The organism is Candidatus Zixiibacteriota bacterium (genome assembly GCA_040756055.1).
Lineage (GTDB): Bacteria > Zixibacteria > MSB-5A5 > GN15 > FEB-12.
Genome location: JBFLZR010000001.1, coordinates 641,872 through 657,792, shown reverse-complemented (window position 1 = coordinate 657,792; position 15,921 = coordinate 641,872). Strand labels below are relative to the sequence as shown.

At 52.2% G+C, this 15,921-nt stretch carries 15 protein-coding genes; all 15 read left to right on the top strand.

Annotated elements, in window-relative coordinates:
- Positions 1-64 precede the first annotated feature (64 nt).
- The 15 genes from hutU (at position 65) to rimM (ending at position 15,909) form a co-directional block, all read left to right on the top strand.
- A complete protein-coding gene (gene hutU, locus AB1483_02890) occupies positions 65-1,720 on the top strand; it encodes a urocanate hydratase (GenBank protein MEW6411402.1) in 1,656 nt (551 codons plus the stop codon).
- 76 nt (positions 1,721-1,796) lie between these two features.
- Positions 1,797-3,065: an imidazolonepropionase gene (hutI, locus tag AB1483_02885; protein MEW6411401.1), complete on the top strand. Its 1,269-nt coding sequence runs from the start codon at positions 1,797-1,799 to the stop codon at positions 3,063-3,065.
- A gap of 41 nt (positions 3,066-3,106) precedes the next feature.
- Entirely contained in the window at positions 3,107-3,595 is a 489-nt protein-coding gene (locus AB1483_02880; GenBank protein MEW6411400.1) for an LptE family protein, read from the top strand.
- Between the two features lie 72 nt (positions 3,596-3,667).
- Entirely contained in the window at positions 3,668-4,621 is a 954-nt protein-coding gene (locus AB1483_02875) for a PorV/PorQ family protein (GenBank protein MEW6411399.1), read from the top strand.
- Between the two features lie 4 nt (positions 4,622-4,625).
- Complete coding sequence (locus tag AB1483_02870; protein MEW6411398.1) at positions 4,626-5,096, top strand: hypothetical protein; 471 nt, start codon at positions 4,626-4,628, stop codon at positions 5,094-5,096.
- The gene (locus AB1483_02865) at positions 5,048-5,485 is read left to right on the top strand and encodes a rhodanese-like domain-containing protein (protein ID MEW6411397.1); all 438 of its coding nucleotides are present in this window, start codon (positions 5,048-5,050) and stop codon (positions 5,483-5,485) included. The genes AB1483_02870 and AB1483_02865 overlap by 49 nt, the downstream gene beginning before the upstream one ends.
- A gap of 296 nt (positions 5,486-5,781) precedes the next feature.
- Positions 5,782-6,240, top strand: coding sequence for a hypothetical protein (locus tag AB1483_02860; protein MEW6411396.1), 459 nt, complete (start codon positions 5,782-5,784; stop codon positions 6,238-6,240).
- A gap of 273 nt (positions 6,241-6,513) precedes the next feature.
- On the top strand, positions 6,514-8,052 hold the full coding sequence (locus AB1483_02855; GenBank protein ID MEW6411395.1) for a YifB family Mg chelatase-like AAA ATPase: 1,539 nt from the start codon (positions 6,514-6,516) through the stop codon (positions 8,050-8,052).
- Between the two features lie 125 nt (positions 8,053-8,177).
- Positions 8,178-10,688, top strand: coding sequence for a TIGR03960 family B12-binding radical SAM protein (locus tag AB1483_02850; protein MEW6411394.1), 2,511 nt, complete (start codon positions 8,178-8,180; stop codon positions 10,686-10,688).
- Positions 10,689-10,694: 6 nt separating this feature from the next.
- Positions 10,695-12,059, top strand: a complete 1,365-nt coding sequence (rsmB, locus tag AB1483_02845; GenBank protein ID MEW6411393.1) for a 16S rRNA (cytosine(967)-C(5))-methyltransferase RsmB — start codon at positions 10,695-10,697, stop codon at positions 12,057-12,059.
- 108 nt (positions 12,060-12,167) lie between these two features.
- Positions 12,168-12,977 carry a PASTA domain-containing protein gene (locus AB1483_02840; protein ID MEW6411392.1) on the top strand — a complete coding sequence of 270 codons (810 nt, stop codon included), beginning with the start codon at positions 12,168-12,170 and terminating at the stop codon, positions 12,975-12,977.
- A gap of 311 nt (positions 12,978-13,288) precedes the next feature.
- Complete coding sequence (ffh, locus tag AB1483_02835) at positions 13,289-14,617, top strand: signal recognition particle protein (GenBank protein MEW6411391.1); 1,329 nt, start codon at positions 13,289-13,291, stop codon at positions 14,615-14,617.
- A gap of 15 nt (positions 14,618-14,632) precedes the next feature.
- Positions 14,633-15,058: a 30S ribosomal protein S16 gene (rpsP, locus tag AB1483_02830; protein ID MEW6411390.1), complete on the top strand. Its 426-nt coding sequence runs from the start codon at positions 14,633-14,635 to the stop codon at positions 15,056-15,058.
- 101 nt (positions 15,059-15,159) lie between these two features.
- On the top strand, positions 15,160-15,390 hold the full coding sequence (locus AB1483_02825) for a KH domain-containing protein (protein ID MEW6411389.1): 231 nt from the start codon (positions 15,160-15,162) through the stop codon (positions 15,388-15,390).
- A 3-nt stretch (positions 15,391-15,393) separates the two neighbouring features.
- Entirely contained in the window at positions 15,394-15,909 is a 516-nt protein-coding gene (gene rimM / locus AB1483_02820; protein MEW6411388.1) for a ribosome maturation factor RimM, read from the top strand.
- The last annotated feature ends 12 nt before the right edge of the window (positions 15,910-15,921 follow it).

The following is a 15,921-nucleotide window of genomic DNA, read 5'->3' as shown; positions in this document are numbered from 1 at the left end:
AAGAGAGGCGTTGACTTGGGCTGGTACTGGTTTTATATTCGCCTTACTATCTAAGGAGATAATAATGAAGGCCAAAAAAGTCAAAGCCGCACATGGTTTGAAGATATCCTGCAGGGGCTGGCATCAGGAAGCCGCGCTTAGAATGCTCAATAACAACCTTGATCCTGAGGTAGCCGAGAAACCGGATGAGTTGATAATTTATGGGGGTTCGGGCAAGGCGGCTCGTAACTGGGATGCATACGCTGCTATTGTTCAATCGCTTAAGAAACTGGGCAATGACGAGACGTTGCTGGTGCAGTCGGGTAAACCGGTGGGTATTTTCCAGACTCACGAGCATTCGCCGCGAGTATTGATTGCCAACTCCAACCTGGTACCCAGATGGGCAACCTGGGAGAAATTCCGCCAGCTTGATCAACTGGGATTGATAATGTACGGACAGATGACTGCCGGCAGCTGGATATACATCGGAACGCAGGGCATCATTCAGGGGACCTACGAAACTTTCGCCGCCGCCGCCGAGCAGCATTTCAAAGGGGATTTGTCGGGTAAGTGGATTCTTACGGGCGGCATGGGCGGCATGGGCGGCGCCCAGCCTCTGGCGGGGACAATGGCGGGAGCATCGATTCTCGTGGTGGAGGTTGACGAATCGCGGATTAATCGCCGGGTGAAACAGGGATTCTGCGATATCAAAGTCAAGGAACTTGACAAGGCTCTCAAGCTGATAAAGGACCACACCAAATCCAACGAACCGATATCTATTGGCCTGGTCGGCAACTGCGCCGATGTTTTTCCGGAGATATTCCGCAGGGGAATCCTGCCCGATATGGTGACCGATCAAACATCGGCTCACGATGAACTCAACGGGTATATCCCCGAAGGTCTGACAATGGTTGAGGCCAACCGGCTGCGCAAAAAGAACCCGAAAGAATACATGAAGCGTTCATATGATTCCATGGTGAAGCATTGTGCCGCCATGATTAAATTCCAGAAGGCCGGCTCGATCGTCTTCGACTACGGCAATAATCTTCGCGGTCAGGCCAAGACCGGTGGATTGAAGAATGCTTTTGACTATCCCGGTTTTGTTCCGGCCTATGTCAGGCCGCTTTTCTGCGAAGGTAAAGGACCGTTCCGATGGGCCGCGTTGTCGGGTGATCCCAAGGACATAGCTGTTACCGATGATTTGATTCTCGAACATTTCAAGCACAACCGGATGCTGGTCCGCTGGATCAAGATGGCCAGAGAGAGAATACCCTTCCAGGGTCTACCATCGCGTATCTGCTGGCTGGGCTATGGTGAACGGGAGAAGTTCGGAGGGATAATCAACGACCATATCAAGTCGGGCAAGATATCGGCGCCAATCGTGATCGGCCGTGATCATCTGGATTGCGGCAGTGTTGCGTCGCCCTATCGGGAGACCGAGGATATGCTTGATGGTTCCGATGCCATTGCGGACTGGCCTCTGCTGAATGGATTGCTCAACGCGATCTCCGGCGCCAGCTGGGTCTCGATTCATCATGGCGGCGGAGTCGGTATCGGTAATTCGATTCATGCCGGCATGGTGGTCGTGGCTGATGGTACAAAGGAGATGGCCTTGCGCCTTAACCGTGTTCTGACGAATGATCCGGGAACCGGCGTGATGCGCCACGTTGACGCCGGCTACAAGCAGGCGATCGAGTTCGCCGGCAAGAACAAAATCACAATACCGATGATGAAGAGGTAGCATCAGAGGTTGGTCCGTTTCCGGGATAAATCCGGTTTCGGATCGACAATCTTGAAGCCAGGGATGTAATCGCCTTATGCCACCTGAGAAAAAAGCTACGTTGCTGATAAAAAATATTGGTCAATTGGTCACCATGACCGGTCCGGTACCTCGCATCGGTAAAAACATGAATGACCTCGGGCTGGTAAACAACGGCGGTATTGCGATCGCCGGCGAGGAAATTCTGGCGGTGGGTGAATCGGAGAAGGTTCAGGGACACGCACCGCTGGCCGAGGGATGCACGGTAATCGACGCCCAGGGGATGGTTGCCACGCCGGGGTTTATCGACCCTCACACCCACCCGGTTTTCTCGATGACACGAGAAAAAGAGTTTGAAATGCGCATCCAGGGCAAAAGCTACATGGAGATAGCTCAGTCGGGTGGCGGAATACGCGCATCCGTTCGGGACCTTCGCAACACTCCGGCCGCGGTGCTAAAGGAAAAGACAAAGTCAAGGCTGGATCGTTTTTTGAAGTATGGTGTGACTACAATCGAGGCCAAATCGGGTTACGGGTTATCGACGGAATCGGAAATCAAGCAACTTGAGATTATTCGCGAACTCAACCAACTTCATGCGATCGAGATGGTCCCCACATTTCTGGGGGCGCACGAGGTGCCCGACGAATACCGTGATAACAGGGCGAGGTATATCGATATCATCATAAACGAGATGTTGCCGGCGGTCACCAAAGACAATCTGGCCGAGTTTTCGGACATCTTCTGTGAGGAGGGTGTTTTCGATATCGAGGAGTCGCGGCGAATCCAGTCAGCGGCCGCGAAGGCCGGACTGAAGTTGAAGTTTCACGCGGATGAGTTGGAATCCACCGGTGGAGCCGAGCTGGCGGCCGAGATGAAAGCTCGCTCAGCCGACCATCTGGTGTACGTCTCGGATGCGGGTATAAAGGCGATGGCGGCATCGCAAACAGCCGCGGTGCTTTTGCCGGGGACAACTTTTTCGCTGGCGAGTAAACAATACGCTCCGGCCCGCAAGATGATCGAGGCCGGTGTTGTCGTGGCTCTTTCAACCGACTGCAATCCCGGTTCGAGCTACAGCGAGTCGATGCCGATTATAATTTCGTTGGCGGCGCTTCAGATGAAGCTCACCGCGGCCGAGGCACTTTCGGCTGTAACGGTAAACGCGGCTTATGCCATCGACCGCCATGAGAAAATCGGGCAGCTCAAGGAAGGTCTTCAGGCCGACATCGTGTTGTGGAACATGGCCGATTACAGAGAATTGCCGTATCATTATGGTGTGAATCTGGCGGCCAAGGTAATCAAGAAGGGTAAGCTGGTCGTAAACGGTTAAGTTGCCTGGAACGTCTTTTAAGCAAAGTCGTTTAATCATTTATGAGTCGTTTAGTCGTAATTTCAGTGGTTTTGCTGGGACTCTTATTTGGCGGCTGTGGTGTCTATACCTTCAATCCCAGAGGAAAGTCGGAGATAAAGTCGATCGCCGTAGAACGATTCGGGAATCAGACTGCGGAGTACGGACTTGAGGATCAGGTTACCGATCTGGTGACAGATGCTCTTATATCGGATGGTACGATGCAGGTGGTATCGTCGGACCTGGCCGAGGCATTGCTGGAAGGAACGCTGGTTGGCTACGACAGAAAGCCGTATAATTATGATGAGAACGACCGGGTGACCAGTTACGAAGTGACGATGGCTTTCCAGGTGACGTTGCGCAACCGTGCCGATGATACCGAGTTATGGACGGAGAGGATAAGTCGCCAGGGGATCTATCTGGTTGATACTGAGACTGAGGATATCGCCCAGCAGAAGGCTATTAAGCTTCTTGTCGATGACATTCTGAATAAGACCACGAAAAGCTGGTAGGAATTTTGGTTCGTTAGTTAGTTGACTCCGGACGGATGTCAGGCTATTATCGATCATTATGAAGGACAGTATATGAAGAACAAAGCGATTGCGGCGGCGCTCCTGGCGGGCCTGCTTTTGTGGGCGGGGCCGGCAACGGTAGTGTTCGGGGCGGATATCAACTCGAATGCCGGGACCAGTGCCTTTTCTTTTCTCAAGATAAACATCAGTGCCCGCGCCGTTGCGATGGGAGGCGCTTTTACGGGTTTGTCCGATGACGAGTCATCGCTCTATTATAACCCCGCCGGTATTACATCGCTCGAAGAAAAGCGGTTCATTCTTGGCTACCACAATTACTTCGTTGACATACAGAGCGGGTTTGCCGGCTATATTCAGAACATTGGCGCGAACAGATTTCTCGGCCTTTATGCGAGCTATCTTAATTATGGCGATTTTGTCCAGACCGATCAATTCGGCAACACCACCGGTGAGTTCAGCGGTGGTGACTTCATGATAGCGGGGAGTTTCGCCTTCAAGCACGGATACAATATGTCCTTCGGAGCCACGGCCAAATTCATTTACGAAAAGATTCAGGATTATTCCGCGACCGGCCTGGCTGTCGATCTGGGCGGCAAATATACTGCCGATCGTAATCGGTGGTCGGCCGGAGCCATGATTCAGAATCTGGGTGCTCAACTTTCCGCTCTGGGCGAAAAGAAGGATAAGCTTCCGCTTACGTTTCGGGGCGGCGGTTCTTACAAGCCGCGGGGTATTCCGATCACGCTGTCGTCGGATGTCATTATTCCGGTCGACAACGATATAATCTTCGCCGTGGGCGGCGAATATTTCGCGCTCAAACCGTTCTATGTCCGCCTGGGTTGGAATTCATTCGGCTCCAATTTCAGGGCTGCCGAGTCTGATGACAGCTGGGCGGGTTTTTCGGTCGGCGTAGGTTTCGATATAAAACGACTTCAAATATCTTATGCGTTTTCGCCCTCGGCTGACCTGGGTGAAAGTCATAGAATCACATTAACGGGTGGGTTGTGATAATATGAAACTAATGAAACTCTTTAGTACCTTTATTTTCCTGGCGAGTATTCTGGTGGTCATCGCCGGGTGTTCGTCATCGGGACCCACTGATCCGAGATCCGCGGTAATCTCGATGTTCGGAGCGATGGAAAAGAATGACCAGGCAGCCCTGGCACATCTTCTGGATTTGCCCGAGTTGATGAGGTCCTTGAATGAAGATTATGCTCTTCAGACTGACTCGCCGAGAGTGTTCATCAATCCGATTGATTTGCTCAACGACCTCACGGGTGAAGGTCTGACCAAAACACGCTGGTTCTCCTATCAGCGTATTATTGGGGACACCGAGGTGATGGGTGAATCGGCAACGGTTGAGGTGACCTTTGTGGACAAAGAGAATTCGCGGGGTTACCTGACCAAGTTCGGTCTGCATGTGGTAAACGGTAAGTGGAAGATTTACAGCTTCAAGACGTTTCAGGATCCATCAGCCGAATAGCACTGCTGGTTTTGCTTGGTCTGGCGACAACCTTGACCGTAGTCTGTGTCAATGGTTCGGTGCCGACAGTTACGGTCGAGGAACTGGCCAGGCTGGCGGCGGATTCGACCTCGAATATATTCCTGCTCGATGTTCGCACTACCGGGGAATGGAAAGACGGTCATCTGAGTTTTGCTGATTTGCGTGTACCTTATGACAGTCTTGATGTTCACACTGACTTGCTTCCGACAGACAGGAGCACTCCCATCTACTGTTTTTGCCGCACCGGACGCCGCAGCGGGATTGCCGCGCGCCGATTGATTGAGATGGGATATCTAAACGTTTTCAACGTTGACGGCGGCATTCGGGCCTGGACGGGGGCAGGATATAAGATTGTAACTGAAAAGTAGGACTCTCTATCTTCTGACAACAGCACGGCCACTCCTGACTTGTTGCGTTAAATTGTTATAAATCAGGCGATTGCGCGCTGGAACGGATGACGACGGCGCGCTTCTTGTTTTTCCTGACAGAGTTCTGATCTGACTCTCATGGGTGGGTAGATTTTGGTTGGAGTGGGTAATTTGCATTAAATGAACGCCCCGGTGGAACGTCTTAAATTATGCGGAAAGGATTTTTTTCGGTTGTCAGACCGAAGACAGTTGTTTATATTGCCGCTTAGCATTTTTGAAAAACACAGGGAGATAGTATGAATAGGACCTTGGCGACATCCATTCTTTGCGGGTTTATAACTCTAATTATCGTAATCAGCATTTCGATTGGATGTTCTGACGATGTCATAGTGGAGCCACCTGCTTCCCTCATCGGTGACTACGAAGGCAAGTATATTTACACATTGGACTTAGGGGCCACCACTGAGCGTACCCTGGACCCGTGGTCTATCAGGTGGAGATTCTCTAATAGCCAATACTGGTTGTATGATGAGAATGACGAAAACTACTGTATTTGCCAGCCCAGTGGTGACTACACGCTGGCCGATGGAGTTGAGTTGATAATGAAGGAAGATGGTTGTGCCGGTTGTGTGTTTGACAGCTTGAAGATCCCTCAGGGGGCATTTTCACTGCGGCAGCCCGGCGACAGTATTATCATGACTCAGATTATCGGTGATGTTCAAAAGGAGATTATTCTCTGGCCGGCCACTGAATGACCTGATCGTTTGATCTATACCCAGCGCGAATTTGAGAGCGGCGGAAGTTTTTTCGCCGCTTTTTCTTTTTTCTTTTCCCGACCTTGAATTGAACTAAAACTGACAGCCTCTGACACCGCCCCATGCGATATTGTGCGGGGCGGGCGATACAAGGGCTTGGTATCCGCCCCGGACGTTAACTTTCAAATGAGGGGACGGGGGAGGTCACTCCGATGTGAGTGGCCTCCTCCTAATTGATGGAAACGGAACGCGAAAGGGTGAAAGGGTACAGATATGTTGTCCAGGGTCATTTCGTCGGCGACGCTTGGGGTCGATGCTTACGCGGTCGAGGTTGAGTCGGATATCCAGCAGCAGCTTCCGGCCTTCATAACGGTAGGCCTGCCCGAGGGGGCAGTAAAAGAATCCAAAGAAAGAGTAACATCGGCAATCAAAAACTCCGATTTTGTCTTTCCCTCCAAGAGAGTGACTATCAATCTCGCGCCGGCTGATATCAGAAAGGAGGGTTCGGCGTTCGATCTTCCTATCGCCGTCGGAATTCTGGCCGCAACCGGCCAGATTCTTCGTGACAGATGCGATGACTTCGTTATGCTGGGGGAATTGTCGCTTGATGGTACGCTGAGACCGGTACCGGGAGTGTTGCCGATGGTAATGCATTTTCGTGAGGCAAATGGTGTGAAGGGGATCATCGTGCCACGCGAGAACGCCAAGGAGGCTGCTATTGCCGGAACATTGCCGGTCTACCCGGTGTCGTCGCTCAAGGAGGCGGTACATTTTCTTGAAGATGAGAGCACGGTGAGAAAGTTCGAGGTTGATATCGACTCTGTTTTCAGTGACGCGCAGCGCTACAGTATAGATTTTTCCGATGTAAAGGGTCAGCAGTCGGCCAAGCGGGCCTTGGAGGTGGCCGCGGCCGGAGGGCACAACATAATAATGATTGGTCCTCCCGGCTCGGGCAAGACCATGCTGGCGCGCCGGATGCCATCGATTTTACCGGATATGTCTATCGAAGAGGCATTGGAGACGACCAAGATACATTCGGTCGCGGGGCGTCTTCCGGTGGACTCAGCTCTTATCGCGACACGACCGTTTCGTTCGCCTCACCATTCGATATCCTATGCCGGTCTCATCGGAGGAGGCGCCATTCCCAAGCCGGGAGAGGTGTCACTTGCCCATCACGGGGTACTGTTTTTGGACGAGTTACCCGAGTTCAAAAAGGATATCCTCGAGATGCTGCGTCAGCCAATGGAAGACAACGAAGTGACCATATCCAGAGCCACGACGACACTTACTTACCCGGCCGGGTTCATGCTCATCGCCGCCATGAATCCCTGCCCGTGCGGCTATTACGGTGACCCGAATCATGAGTGTAATTGTTCGGCGGCCGAGATACAGCGTTACATGTCGCGCATATCGGGGCCCTTGATGGATAGGATCGATATTCACATCACGGTTCCATCGGTGAAATTCAAGGAGCTTTCTTCGGAAGCCAGCGGTGAGAAATCGCGGATTATCGCCCAACGCGCCAATACTGCCAGAAAGATTCAGCAGAATCGGTTCCGGGGTGAAAGCAACATCTTCTGCAACGCTCATATGGAGTCCCGGGACATACGTAAGTACTGTCAGATCGATGATAAATCACAGGCTCTTCTTTCCCTCGCCATCACGAAACAGGGGTTGTCTGCCCGCGCGTATGACCGTATTTTGAAACTGGCCCGAACGATTGCCGACCTAGCCGGTTCGGAGTCGATCGAGATGGGTCATGTGGCCGAGGCAATCCATTATCGGACCCTGGACCGCAAGCTCTGGTTGTAGGCTCGGCTCGATGATGAGGCCAGTCCATCCTGATGGGGGGTGCACGGGAACTTACCCCTTGCGTGGACAAAGTAAATCTATTAAACTGCGTACTCATTTTTGGAGAGTGAGACTACACGAGAGATATGAAGGCTTTACTGGAGCAAAAATTTTTCCCGTTTGTCATCAGGCCGGGGCGATACAGCGGCGGCGAACCGGGACAGATCGTCAAGGATCCCGAGGGCAGGGTGAAATATCTTCATGCCTTCCCTGATAAGTATGAGCTGGGACAGTCGTATCTCGGTCTGCAGACACTCTATCACGTCATAAATTCCGATGACCGCTTTTTGTGCGAACGGGTGTTTGCCGTCGACAATGACGCCGAGCAGGTGATGCGTCGCGAGCAGATACCTCTGTTCTCGCTTGAGTCTTACCGTCCGGCGAACCAGTTCGATGTTGTCGGTTTCACTCTTACCTATGAGCTTGTGTACACGAATGTGCTGGCCATGCTCGACCTGGCCGGCATCCCTCTTCGCAACAGAAACCGAACTGACGAAGGTCCCATCATCATGGCCGGGGGACCGGCTGTATATAATCCGGAGCCTCTCGCGGAATTCATTGATCTGTTTTTTATCGGCGATGCCGAAGAGGGGCTTGTCGAGATGCTGGCGGTGCTTCACGGCATGCCCGGTGCGTCCCGGCGTGAGAAGCTGGAGGCTATCTGCCGCGAAGTATCATCGGTGTACGTACCATCCTTCTATGATGCCAGTAGAAAACCGCTTCATGATTTCGCCCCCGATAAGATTGTTGCCCGGTTGGTGACCGAGCTCAAGCCCGAGTATTATCCCAAGCAGCCCTTAGTGCCGCTCGTTGATGTTGTTCACAGTCATCTGGCGGTTGAGATAATGCGCGGGTGTCCTCAAGGTTGTCGATTTTGTCAGGCGGGCCCGATTTACCGTCCGGTGCGTCCTCGCCCTCAAAAAGACATTATCGAGCAGACGGAGACGCAGTTGAAAAATACCGGCTACGAGGAAATCAGTCTGGTCTCGCTGTCGTCGTCGGACTATCCCGGGATTGACGAGTTAGGAACCAGCCTCGCCAGGAAGCTGGAGCAGCAGAAGGTGTCAATATCGTTGCCGTCGCTGAGGCCGGGTACCCTCAGCCCGCAGCTACTGGAGGCGGTAAAGCAGGTTCGTAAGGCCGGGCTGACGATTTCGCCGGAAGCGGGCACGGAGCGGTTGCGCTTATTTATTCGCAAAGAGATTCCCGACGCAGCTATTGTGGAGACAGCCGCGCTGGCCTTCAAGCTGGGTTGGACGACACTCAAACTCTATTTCATGATCGGCCTGCCGACGGAAACCGAAGATGACCTGATTGGTATAGTGAAGCTCATAAAGAAGATTTACGACATTGCCTTTGAGTATCCGGGGCGAAAAACCGTCAATGTGACTCTGTCGCCGTTCGTACCGAAGGCCCACACGCCTTTCCAGTGGGATGAGCTTATTTCGGCCGATGAGATGTTGCGGCGAATCAATCTGATCAAACGTGTCAATCGTGTCAGTCAGGTCAATTTCAAGTATCCGATGGTGGAAACATCGGTGCTTCAAGGAGTCCTCGGTCGCGGGGGCCGTGAAATGAACGAGGTGATTGAAAAAGCATACGAAAAGGGATGTCGCTTCGATGGTTGGAGTGAGGATTTCAAGTTTGAGAGGTGGCTGACATCTTTTGAAAAGTGCGGTATTGATATAAAGGAGCATTCCAGGCCGATACCATTCGACCGTGATCTTCCGTGGTCACATATCCAGAAGAGTGTATCTGTCGAGCATCTTCTTAAGGAACGTCAGAAGACATCGCTGGAACAAGTGACTTACGAGAGCCGGCAGATTCTTGATGAGCAACCGATGCGTTTATCGGATTCGGGTCCTCAGTTCGGCAGGAGTAAAAAGAGGGTGATCACTCAGAGCACATCGGCCCCCACCAAGAATCGTCTGCGTATCCGCTGGGGTAAAACTGATCGGTTGAAGTATATGAGTCATCTGGACAATATGCGCTTGATCGAGCGCTCTATCCGGCGTGCCTGTTTGCCTGTGGCGTACAGCCAGGGACACAACCCGACGATGAAGCTGTCTTTTGGTCCTCCCCTGCCTCTGGGGTTTACCTCGGAAGCCGAACTTCTGGATATCACGTTGGAGACCAATCTGATGCCTTATATGATAGAAAAGCTCAAGTCGGTCATTCCGGATGGGCTGTTCTTTGTCGAGGCAAAGGCAGCGCTGGGTAAGACACAGTCGTTATCGGCGGCGCTTAACCGGGCCGTTTACCAACTTAATTCAAACGACCTGCTAAAGGAAGACGTAATACTGCGTAATATAGATAGGACAATGAACGCCAAAGAATTGCCGGTCGAAAGGGCAGGAAAGAACCAGACGACAGTAGTTGACATACGCCCGGCCATTTACAGCCTTACCTATCAAAAAGGGTTGCTGACCATGACCTTGGGCATCGGGGAGGGGGGCTATGCCCGGCCATCGGAAATACTGCTTCTGCTGACAGATGGCGACCGTCAGAAAGCAGAGTATTTTGCTCAAAAACTGCACAGGTTCGACCTGTTCAGAGTAGAGCAAAATGGGGAACAGATTTCCGCAATGGATGTTTAACAGACGATGAGTCCGACAGCAGGAAATAATTCGAACAAGAAGTTCGATGTAGTACGAGCCGCCGCCCTTGAGGCGTTGATTGGCATCGAGCAGGGCCAACAGACCGACAGCGCCGTATCGAGCGTGATGAACGGCAAAAATTTCAGGCCGATTGACAAGCGGTTTTTGTTGCAGCTGGTCAACGGTACGACCAAGATGCGCAGGCGGCTTGATCATGATATAAAGTTTTATCTTTCGAGACCGGCAACGGAACTCCCGCCGAAGTTATCGAATATTCTTCGGCTCGGTTTTTATCAGCTTCTGTTCACCGACCGAATTCCGGCGGCCGCGGCGGTCTCGGAGTCGGTAAATCTGGCTCACTATATGACCGGCCGTTCGAGGGCGAATCTGGTCAATGCGGTCATGAGAGCGAGCCTTCGGGAACCTCAGAAGGTAAAGTTTGCTCACAAGGGTCAGGATCCGGTGAAGTATCTGGGTGATTTCTACAGCTATCCCGATTATTTCGTGGAGTACTGTTTGAGCGAATTCGGCTACGAACAGACCGAGCAGCTTCTGATGCTCAATAACAATCCCCCGCACGTAACATACCGGGTCAATTCGCTCCAGACGAAACCCGACGAGGTCGCGAACATACTTCAGAAAAATGGAATTGAGTTTTCATACGGAAAGTATCTGCCGGAATTCATTCATATCGAAGAGTCCGGACTTCCTCTCGACAACGAGCTCATCAAGACCGGCAAGGTGTTTGTCCAGGATGAATCCGCCGGGTTGGCGGTACGTCTTTTGGACCCGCAGAAGGGTGAAACCGTGGCGGACTTAACCGCGGCTCCGGGCGGCAAGAGCACGTACATGGCCCAGCGCATGGAAAACCAGGGTGAGATAACTTCGCTCGACAAATCACGTCAGCGATTATCGGTCCTCAGTGAGAACGCGAAGCGCCTCGGTATCAAGATTATCAAAACGATTGCTTCGGATATGTTCAATGTCCCGCCGGAGAATAGTTATGACAGAGTATTGCTCGATCCGCCCTGTTCTGGATGGGGTACGGCGGGCAAGCACTCTGATCTCAGGTGGTCTAAAACGCCTGAAGACATCAAGAAGTTGTCCCGGATTCAGTTGGCGATGCTCAGCAAGGCCGCCAGACTCGTCAAGCCGGGCGGTGTTCTGGTGTATTCCACGTGCTCGATCATGCGCGCGGAGAACGACGATATCGTGGAAGCTTTTCTCGAGCAGGCCGAGGATTTCGAGCTAGAATCCGGCAGCATGTTCTTCCCTGACGATGTTGCGGATAAGCGCGGTTATCTAAAAACGTATCCATCGTTCCCTACTCTGGATGGTGCCTTTGCCGCGCGGCTGCGACGCAAAGCTTAATCGTAGCGCAGACTCTCCCCAGCAGTTTTATACTTGATTTTGACGGGAAATTTTCTGACAGTGTCGTTGTAAAAAGACAATAACATCTGCCGGAGTGATTTAACGAGTATGTCCCCTATTCAGGCTTCACGGCTGAGTCAGCAGCAAAAGAGCAGGTTCGCTTTTCTCGACAAATACCTTCCCCCCGGTTCGACCAAGAGGAAGATTGGCATCCGGGTAGTCCTGCCACTGTTGATTCTGCTGGTGATCTATTTCGTGGTTGACGGCATCGTCATGCCTGTCATAACCAGACACGGCAGTGAATTTCCTCTTCCGGATTTCACCGGACAGACAACTGCCGAAGCACAGGTTACGCTCAGTGACCTAGGGCTCGAATTCGAGGTCAGCTCGGAGGAGTATTCGCCGGGAGAGGAAAAGGGAATTATTTTGAATCAATTCCCTGTCGCCGAGACGCAGGTAAAATCGGGCCGCGTCATTAAGTTCGTCGTGTCGCTCGGGCAGAGGCTGGTTCCGATTCCCAACCTGGCGGGATTGTCGGTTCGTCAGGCGATTCTTGACCTTGAGACCGCCGGCCTCAATCTGGGCGAGATAGCATGGGCCTTTTCGGACACCCTTCCTGAAAGAGTGGTGGTATTCTCTTATCCCGCGGCAAAGACGGAAATTCCGCTTGGTTCTCAGGTGAACCTGATGGTTAATCGTGGGAGAGCCTCGAGTTTCACGTATATGCCGAAAGTGATCGGTATGACGTTGGGCGAAGCAAAAAAACATCTGGAAGAAAAGCTCTTGAAGGTTGGGATTGTCGCGCCGCGCATTGATGAAAATTATCTTCCTGAGACCGTACTGGAGCAATCGGAGCCGGAGGGCACGGAGCTTGATGTTGGCACGGAGATAGACCTCGTCATCAGCGCGACGGGCTGATTACCGTGGGATTTTCCCGCTGTTGTACGCCAGACTGATCTTCGAAAAGTATGGACTCGATCCGGAGGTGTCACCGATTAACTTAAGGGAATTGTAACTTATTGCCCAGCACCGGCTTACGACTGCCACGCAAGCGCCAGCCAACAGCTTGAAATCGACAAATTTCTTGCCTATTTTCTCCATTTTACTATATTGTTGGGCTATTTCGGCCCTTGGGGCCGTTTTAGTGATTGCAGGAGTATGTCTTTTTTGCCTGCCTGTAAGCTTAAGTTTATGGCCCGCAAGGGACCGATTGAGAAAACGCGTTAGAAATGTTTGCACAACTGTCCGACAGATTAGAATCCGCTTTTAAGAAACTTCGCGGCCGAGGAATTCTCACTGAGAAGAATATCAAGGATTCCATGCGAGAAGTGCGTCAGGCATTACTTGAGGCTGATGTCAACTACAAGGTCGCGAAGTCGTTCGTTAAGAGCGTTGAGGAAAAGGCGGTTGGTGTCGAGGTTCTCAAGTCGATTGATCCCGGCCAGCAGGTCGTGAAGATCGTTCATGATGAGTTGGTGTCGCTGCTGGGAACGAAGGCCGAGCCGATGGCGCCGGTTGACAAGTCACCGACGGTTTACATGGTGTGCGGGCTGCAGGGTTCGGGTAAGACGACTCTTGTCGGCAAACTGGCGCTTCAAAACAAGCGCAAGAACAAAAGGCCGCTGGTGGTCGCCGCGGATATTTATCGTCCGGCCGCGGTGAAGCAGCTTCAGGTACTGGCGGACTCGATACAGGTGGAGCATTTCCATCTCGAGGGAAAAAAGCCGCCGGAGATTTGTCGCGAGGCGGTCAAGTACGCTCAAAAGAATTTTATCGACCTGGTCATTCTTGACACGGCCGGACGCCTTCATATTGATGATGAGTTGATGGCGGAGCTCGAGGATATAAAAAGAGAGGTTCAGCCGCACGAGATACTTTTGGTTGCCGATGCCATGACGGGTCAGGACGCTGTCAATGTGTCAAAAGAGTTTCATGAGCGTCTGGCGGTCACCGGCGTGGTGTTGTCCAAGCTCGACGGTGACGCGCGGGGCGGCGCGGCGCTTTCGATTCGCGAGGTAACCGGATGTCCGATCAAGCTGGCGTCGACCGGTGAGAAGCTTTCCGAGCTCGAGCCGTTTTATCCCGAACGGATGGCATCGCGTATTCTCGGGATGGGCGATATCGTCTCGCTGGTGGAAAAGGCTGAAGAGACGCTGGACCTGGAAAAAGCGGCCAAAATGCAGGAGAAGCTCCTCAAGGCCAAGTTCGATTTCGAGGACTTTCTCGAACAGATGAGTCAGCTCAAGAAGATGGGTCCGCTTGACTCGCTGGTGGGGATGATACCGGGGGTTGGCAAGGCTTTCAAGAATATCAAGGTTGACGAGCGGGATATGGAGCGGATGGTAGCGATCATCAAGTCGATGACGCTGCAGGAACGTCGCAACCCGCACATTATAGATGGATCGCGTAAGAAGCGGATAGCGGCCGGGTCGGGCAATTCCGTCCAGGCGGTCAATCAACTTCTGAAGCAGTTTTCGGCGATGCAAAAGATGTTTGGTAATATAGGCAAGATGAAAACAAGAGGGTTCCCTTCGGGGGTCAACCCGTTCAAACTTTAATTATGGAGGTTTTTTTTGGCAGTACATCTTAGACTTCTGCGCATGGGAGCAAAGAGACGGCCCTTCTATCGAATTGTTGCGATTGATTCGCGTCGCGCCCGCGACGGTCGGTTTCTGGAGATTGTTGGGACTTATAATCCGATTACGAAGCCGGCGGAAGTGAAGGTATTCGAGGATAAGCTCGGCACGTGGCTGGACCAGGGCGCTCAGCCGACCGATACGGTTAAGTCACTTCTGACCCAGATCGGTTTTACCGAGAAGTATCTGAAAGCGAAGCGCGGCGAGGATGTGTCCGGCGTTGGATTGAAGACCCAGTTGAAGGAGCGTCCGAAAAAAACGCGTCAAATGAAGAAGGCGGCGGTGGCCAAGGCCGAGGCAAAGGAAGAAACCGCGGCTGCTGCTGAGACCGAGAAGAGCGAAGAAACTCCGGCGCAAGAGTAACAATTACCGGCTGCCGGCTGGGGAGTTTATTTGAAATTGTAACACGCTTAGAGACTTGTTACGGCGTCTGAACTTGAAATTCTATTGGAAAGGATGAAGTTATGAAGGACTTTATCGAATTCATCGTCAAAGCGTTAGTGGACAATCCAGATCAGGTCGAAGTTAAAGAAGTACTTGGTAGCCGGACCACGGTTTATGAGTTGCGTGTCGGACAGGGTGACCTTGGCAAGGTCATCGGTAAACAAGGCCAGACGGCGAAGTCGATTCGCACTCTGCTGGCTGCTGTTTCCGCCCGTCAGGGGAAAAGAGCAGTCCTGGAGATATTAGAGTAGATAGTGTCAGAAGAGTTCGTCACGGTAGGCAGGCTCGGCAAGACCAGAGGTGTTCACGGCGAGATCTGGATCGTAGCTGAAACAGATTTCCCCGACCGTTTCCTGCAAATGACAGAGCTTTATCTGAGGTACAAAGACCACTGGGAAAAACTTGCGATTGATTCGGCCCGGCTGGTTTCGGGTCGACCGGTGGTTAAACTGGAGGGTTTTGATAATCCCGAGGATGCGGCGCGGCTGACAAATCGGGAGATTGGAGTGCCGAAAGATCAGGTGGTAGAACTGCCCGAAGGGTCGTTTTACATTTATGACCTGATTGGCTGTCGTGTCGTTGATAATGACTCCGACACGGTGATCGGCGAGATTGTAAATGTCGAGACATATCCGGCGAACGATGTCTATGTGATAGAGACCGCCGGGGGAAAGAAAGTCTCGATAGCGGCCGTTAAGGAATTCATCAGGGATATCGACCTGGCCGGTAAAACGGTCAGGATTATCGCGGCCGGACTTTTGGAACAGTAAGCTATAACTCTG

What these genes read in the sequence shown, in the direction of transcription:
- hutU (MEW6411402.1), top strand. Translation starts at nt 65, where the DNA reads ATGAAGGCCAAAAAAGTCAAAGCCGCACATGGTTTGAAGATATCCTGC.
- hutI (MEW6411401.1), top strand. Translation starts at nt 1,797, where the DNA reads ATGCCACCTGAGAAAAAAGCTACGTTGCTGATAAAAAATATTGGTCAA.
- AB1483_02880 (MEW6411400.1), top strand. Translation starts at nt 3,107, where the DNA reads ATGAGTCGTTTAGTCGTAATTTCAGTGGTTTTGCTGGGACTCTTATTT.
- AB1483_02875 (MEW6411399.1), top strand. Translation starts at nt 3,668, where the DNA reads ATGAAGAACAAAGCGATTGCGGCGGCGCTCCTGGCGGGCCTGCTTTTG.
- AB1483_02870 (MEW6411398.1), top strand. Translation starts at nt 4,626, where the DNA reads ATGAAACTAATGAAACTCTTTAGTACCTTTATTTTCCTGGCGAGTATT.
- AB1483_02860 (MEW6411396.1), top strand. Translation starts at nt 5,782, where the DNA reads ATGAATAGGACCTTGGCGACATCCATTCTTTGCGGGTTTATAACTCTA.
- AB1483_02855 (MEW6411395.1), top strand. Translation starts at nt 6,514, where the DNA reads ATGTTGTCCAGGGTCATTTCGTCGGCGACGCTTGGGGTCGATGCTTAC.
- AB1483_02850 (MEW6411394.1), top strand. Translation starts at nt 8,178, where the DNA reads ATGAAGGCTTTACTGGAGCAAAAATTTTTCCCGTTTGTCATCAGGCCG.
- rsmB (MEW6411393.1), top strand. Translation starts at nt 10,695, where the DNA reads ATGAGTCCGACAGCAGGAAATAATTCGAACAAGAAGTTCGATGTAGTA.
- AB1483_02840 (MEW6411392.1), top strand. Translation starts at nt 12,168, where the DNA reads ATGTCCCCTATTCAGGCTTCACGGCTGAGTCAGCAGCAAAAGAGCAGG.
- ffh (MEW6411391.1), top strand. Translation starts at nt 13,289, where the DNA reads ATGTTTGCACAACTGTCCGACAGATTAGAATCCGCTTTTAAGAAACTT.
- AB1483_02825 (MEW6411389.1), top strand. Translation starts at nt 15,160, where the DNA reads ATGAAGGACTTTATCGAATTCATCGTCAAAGCGTTAGTGGACAATCCA.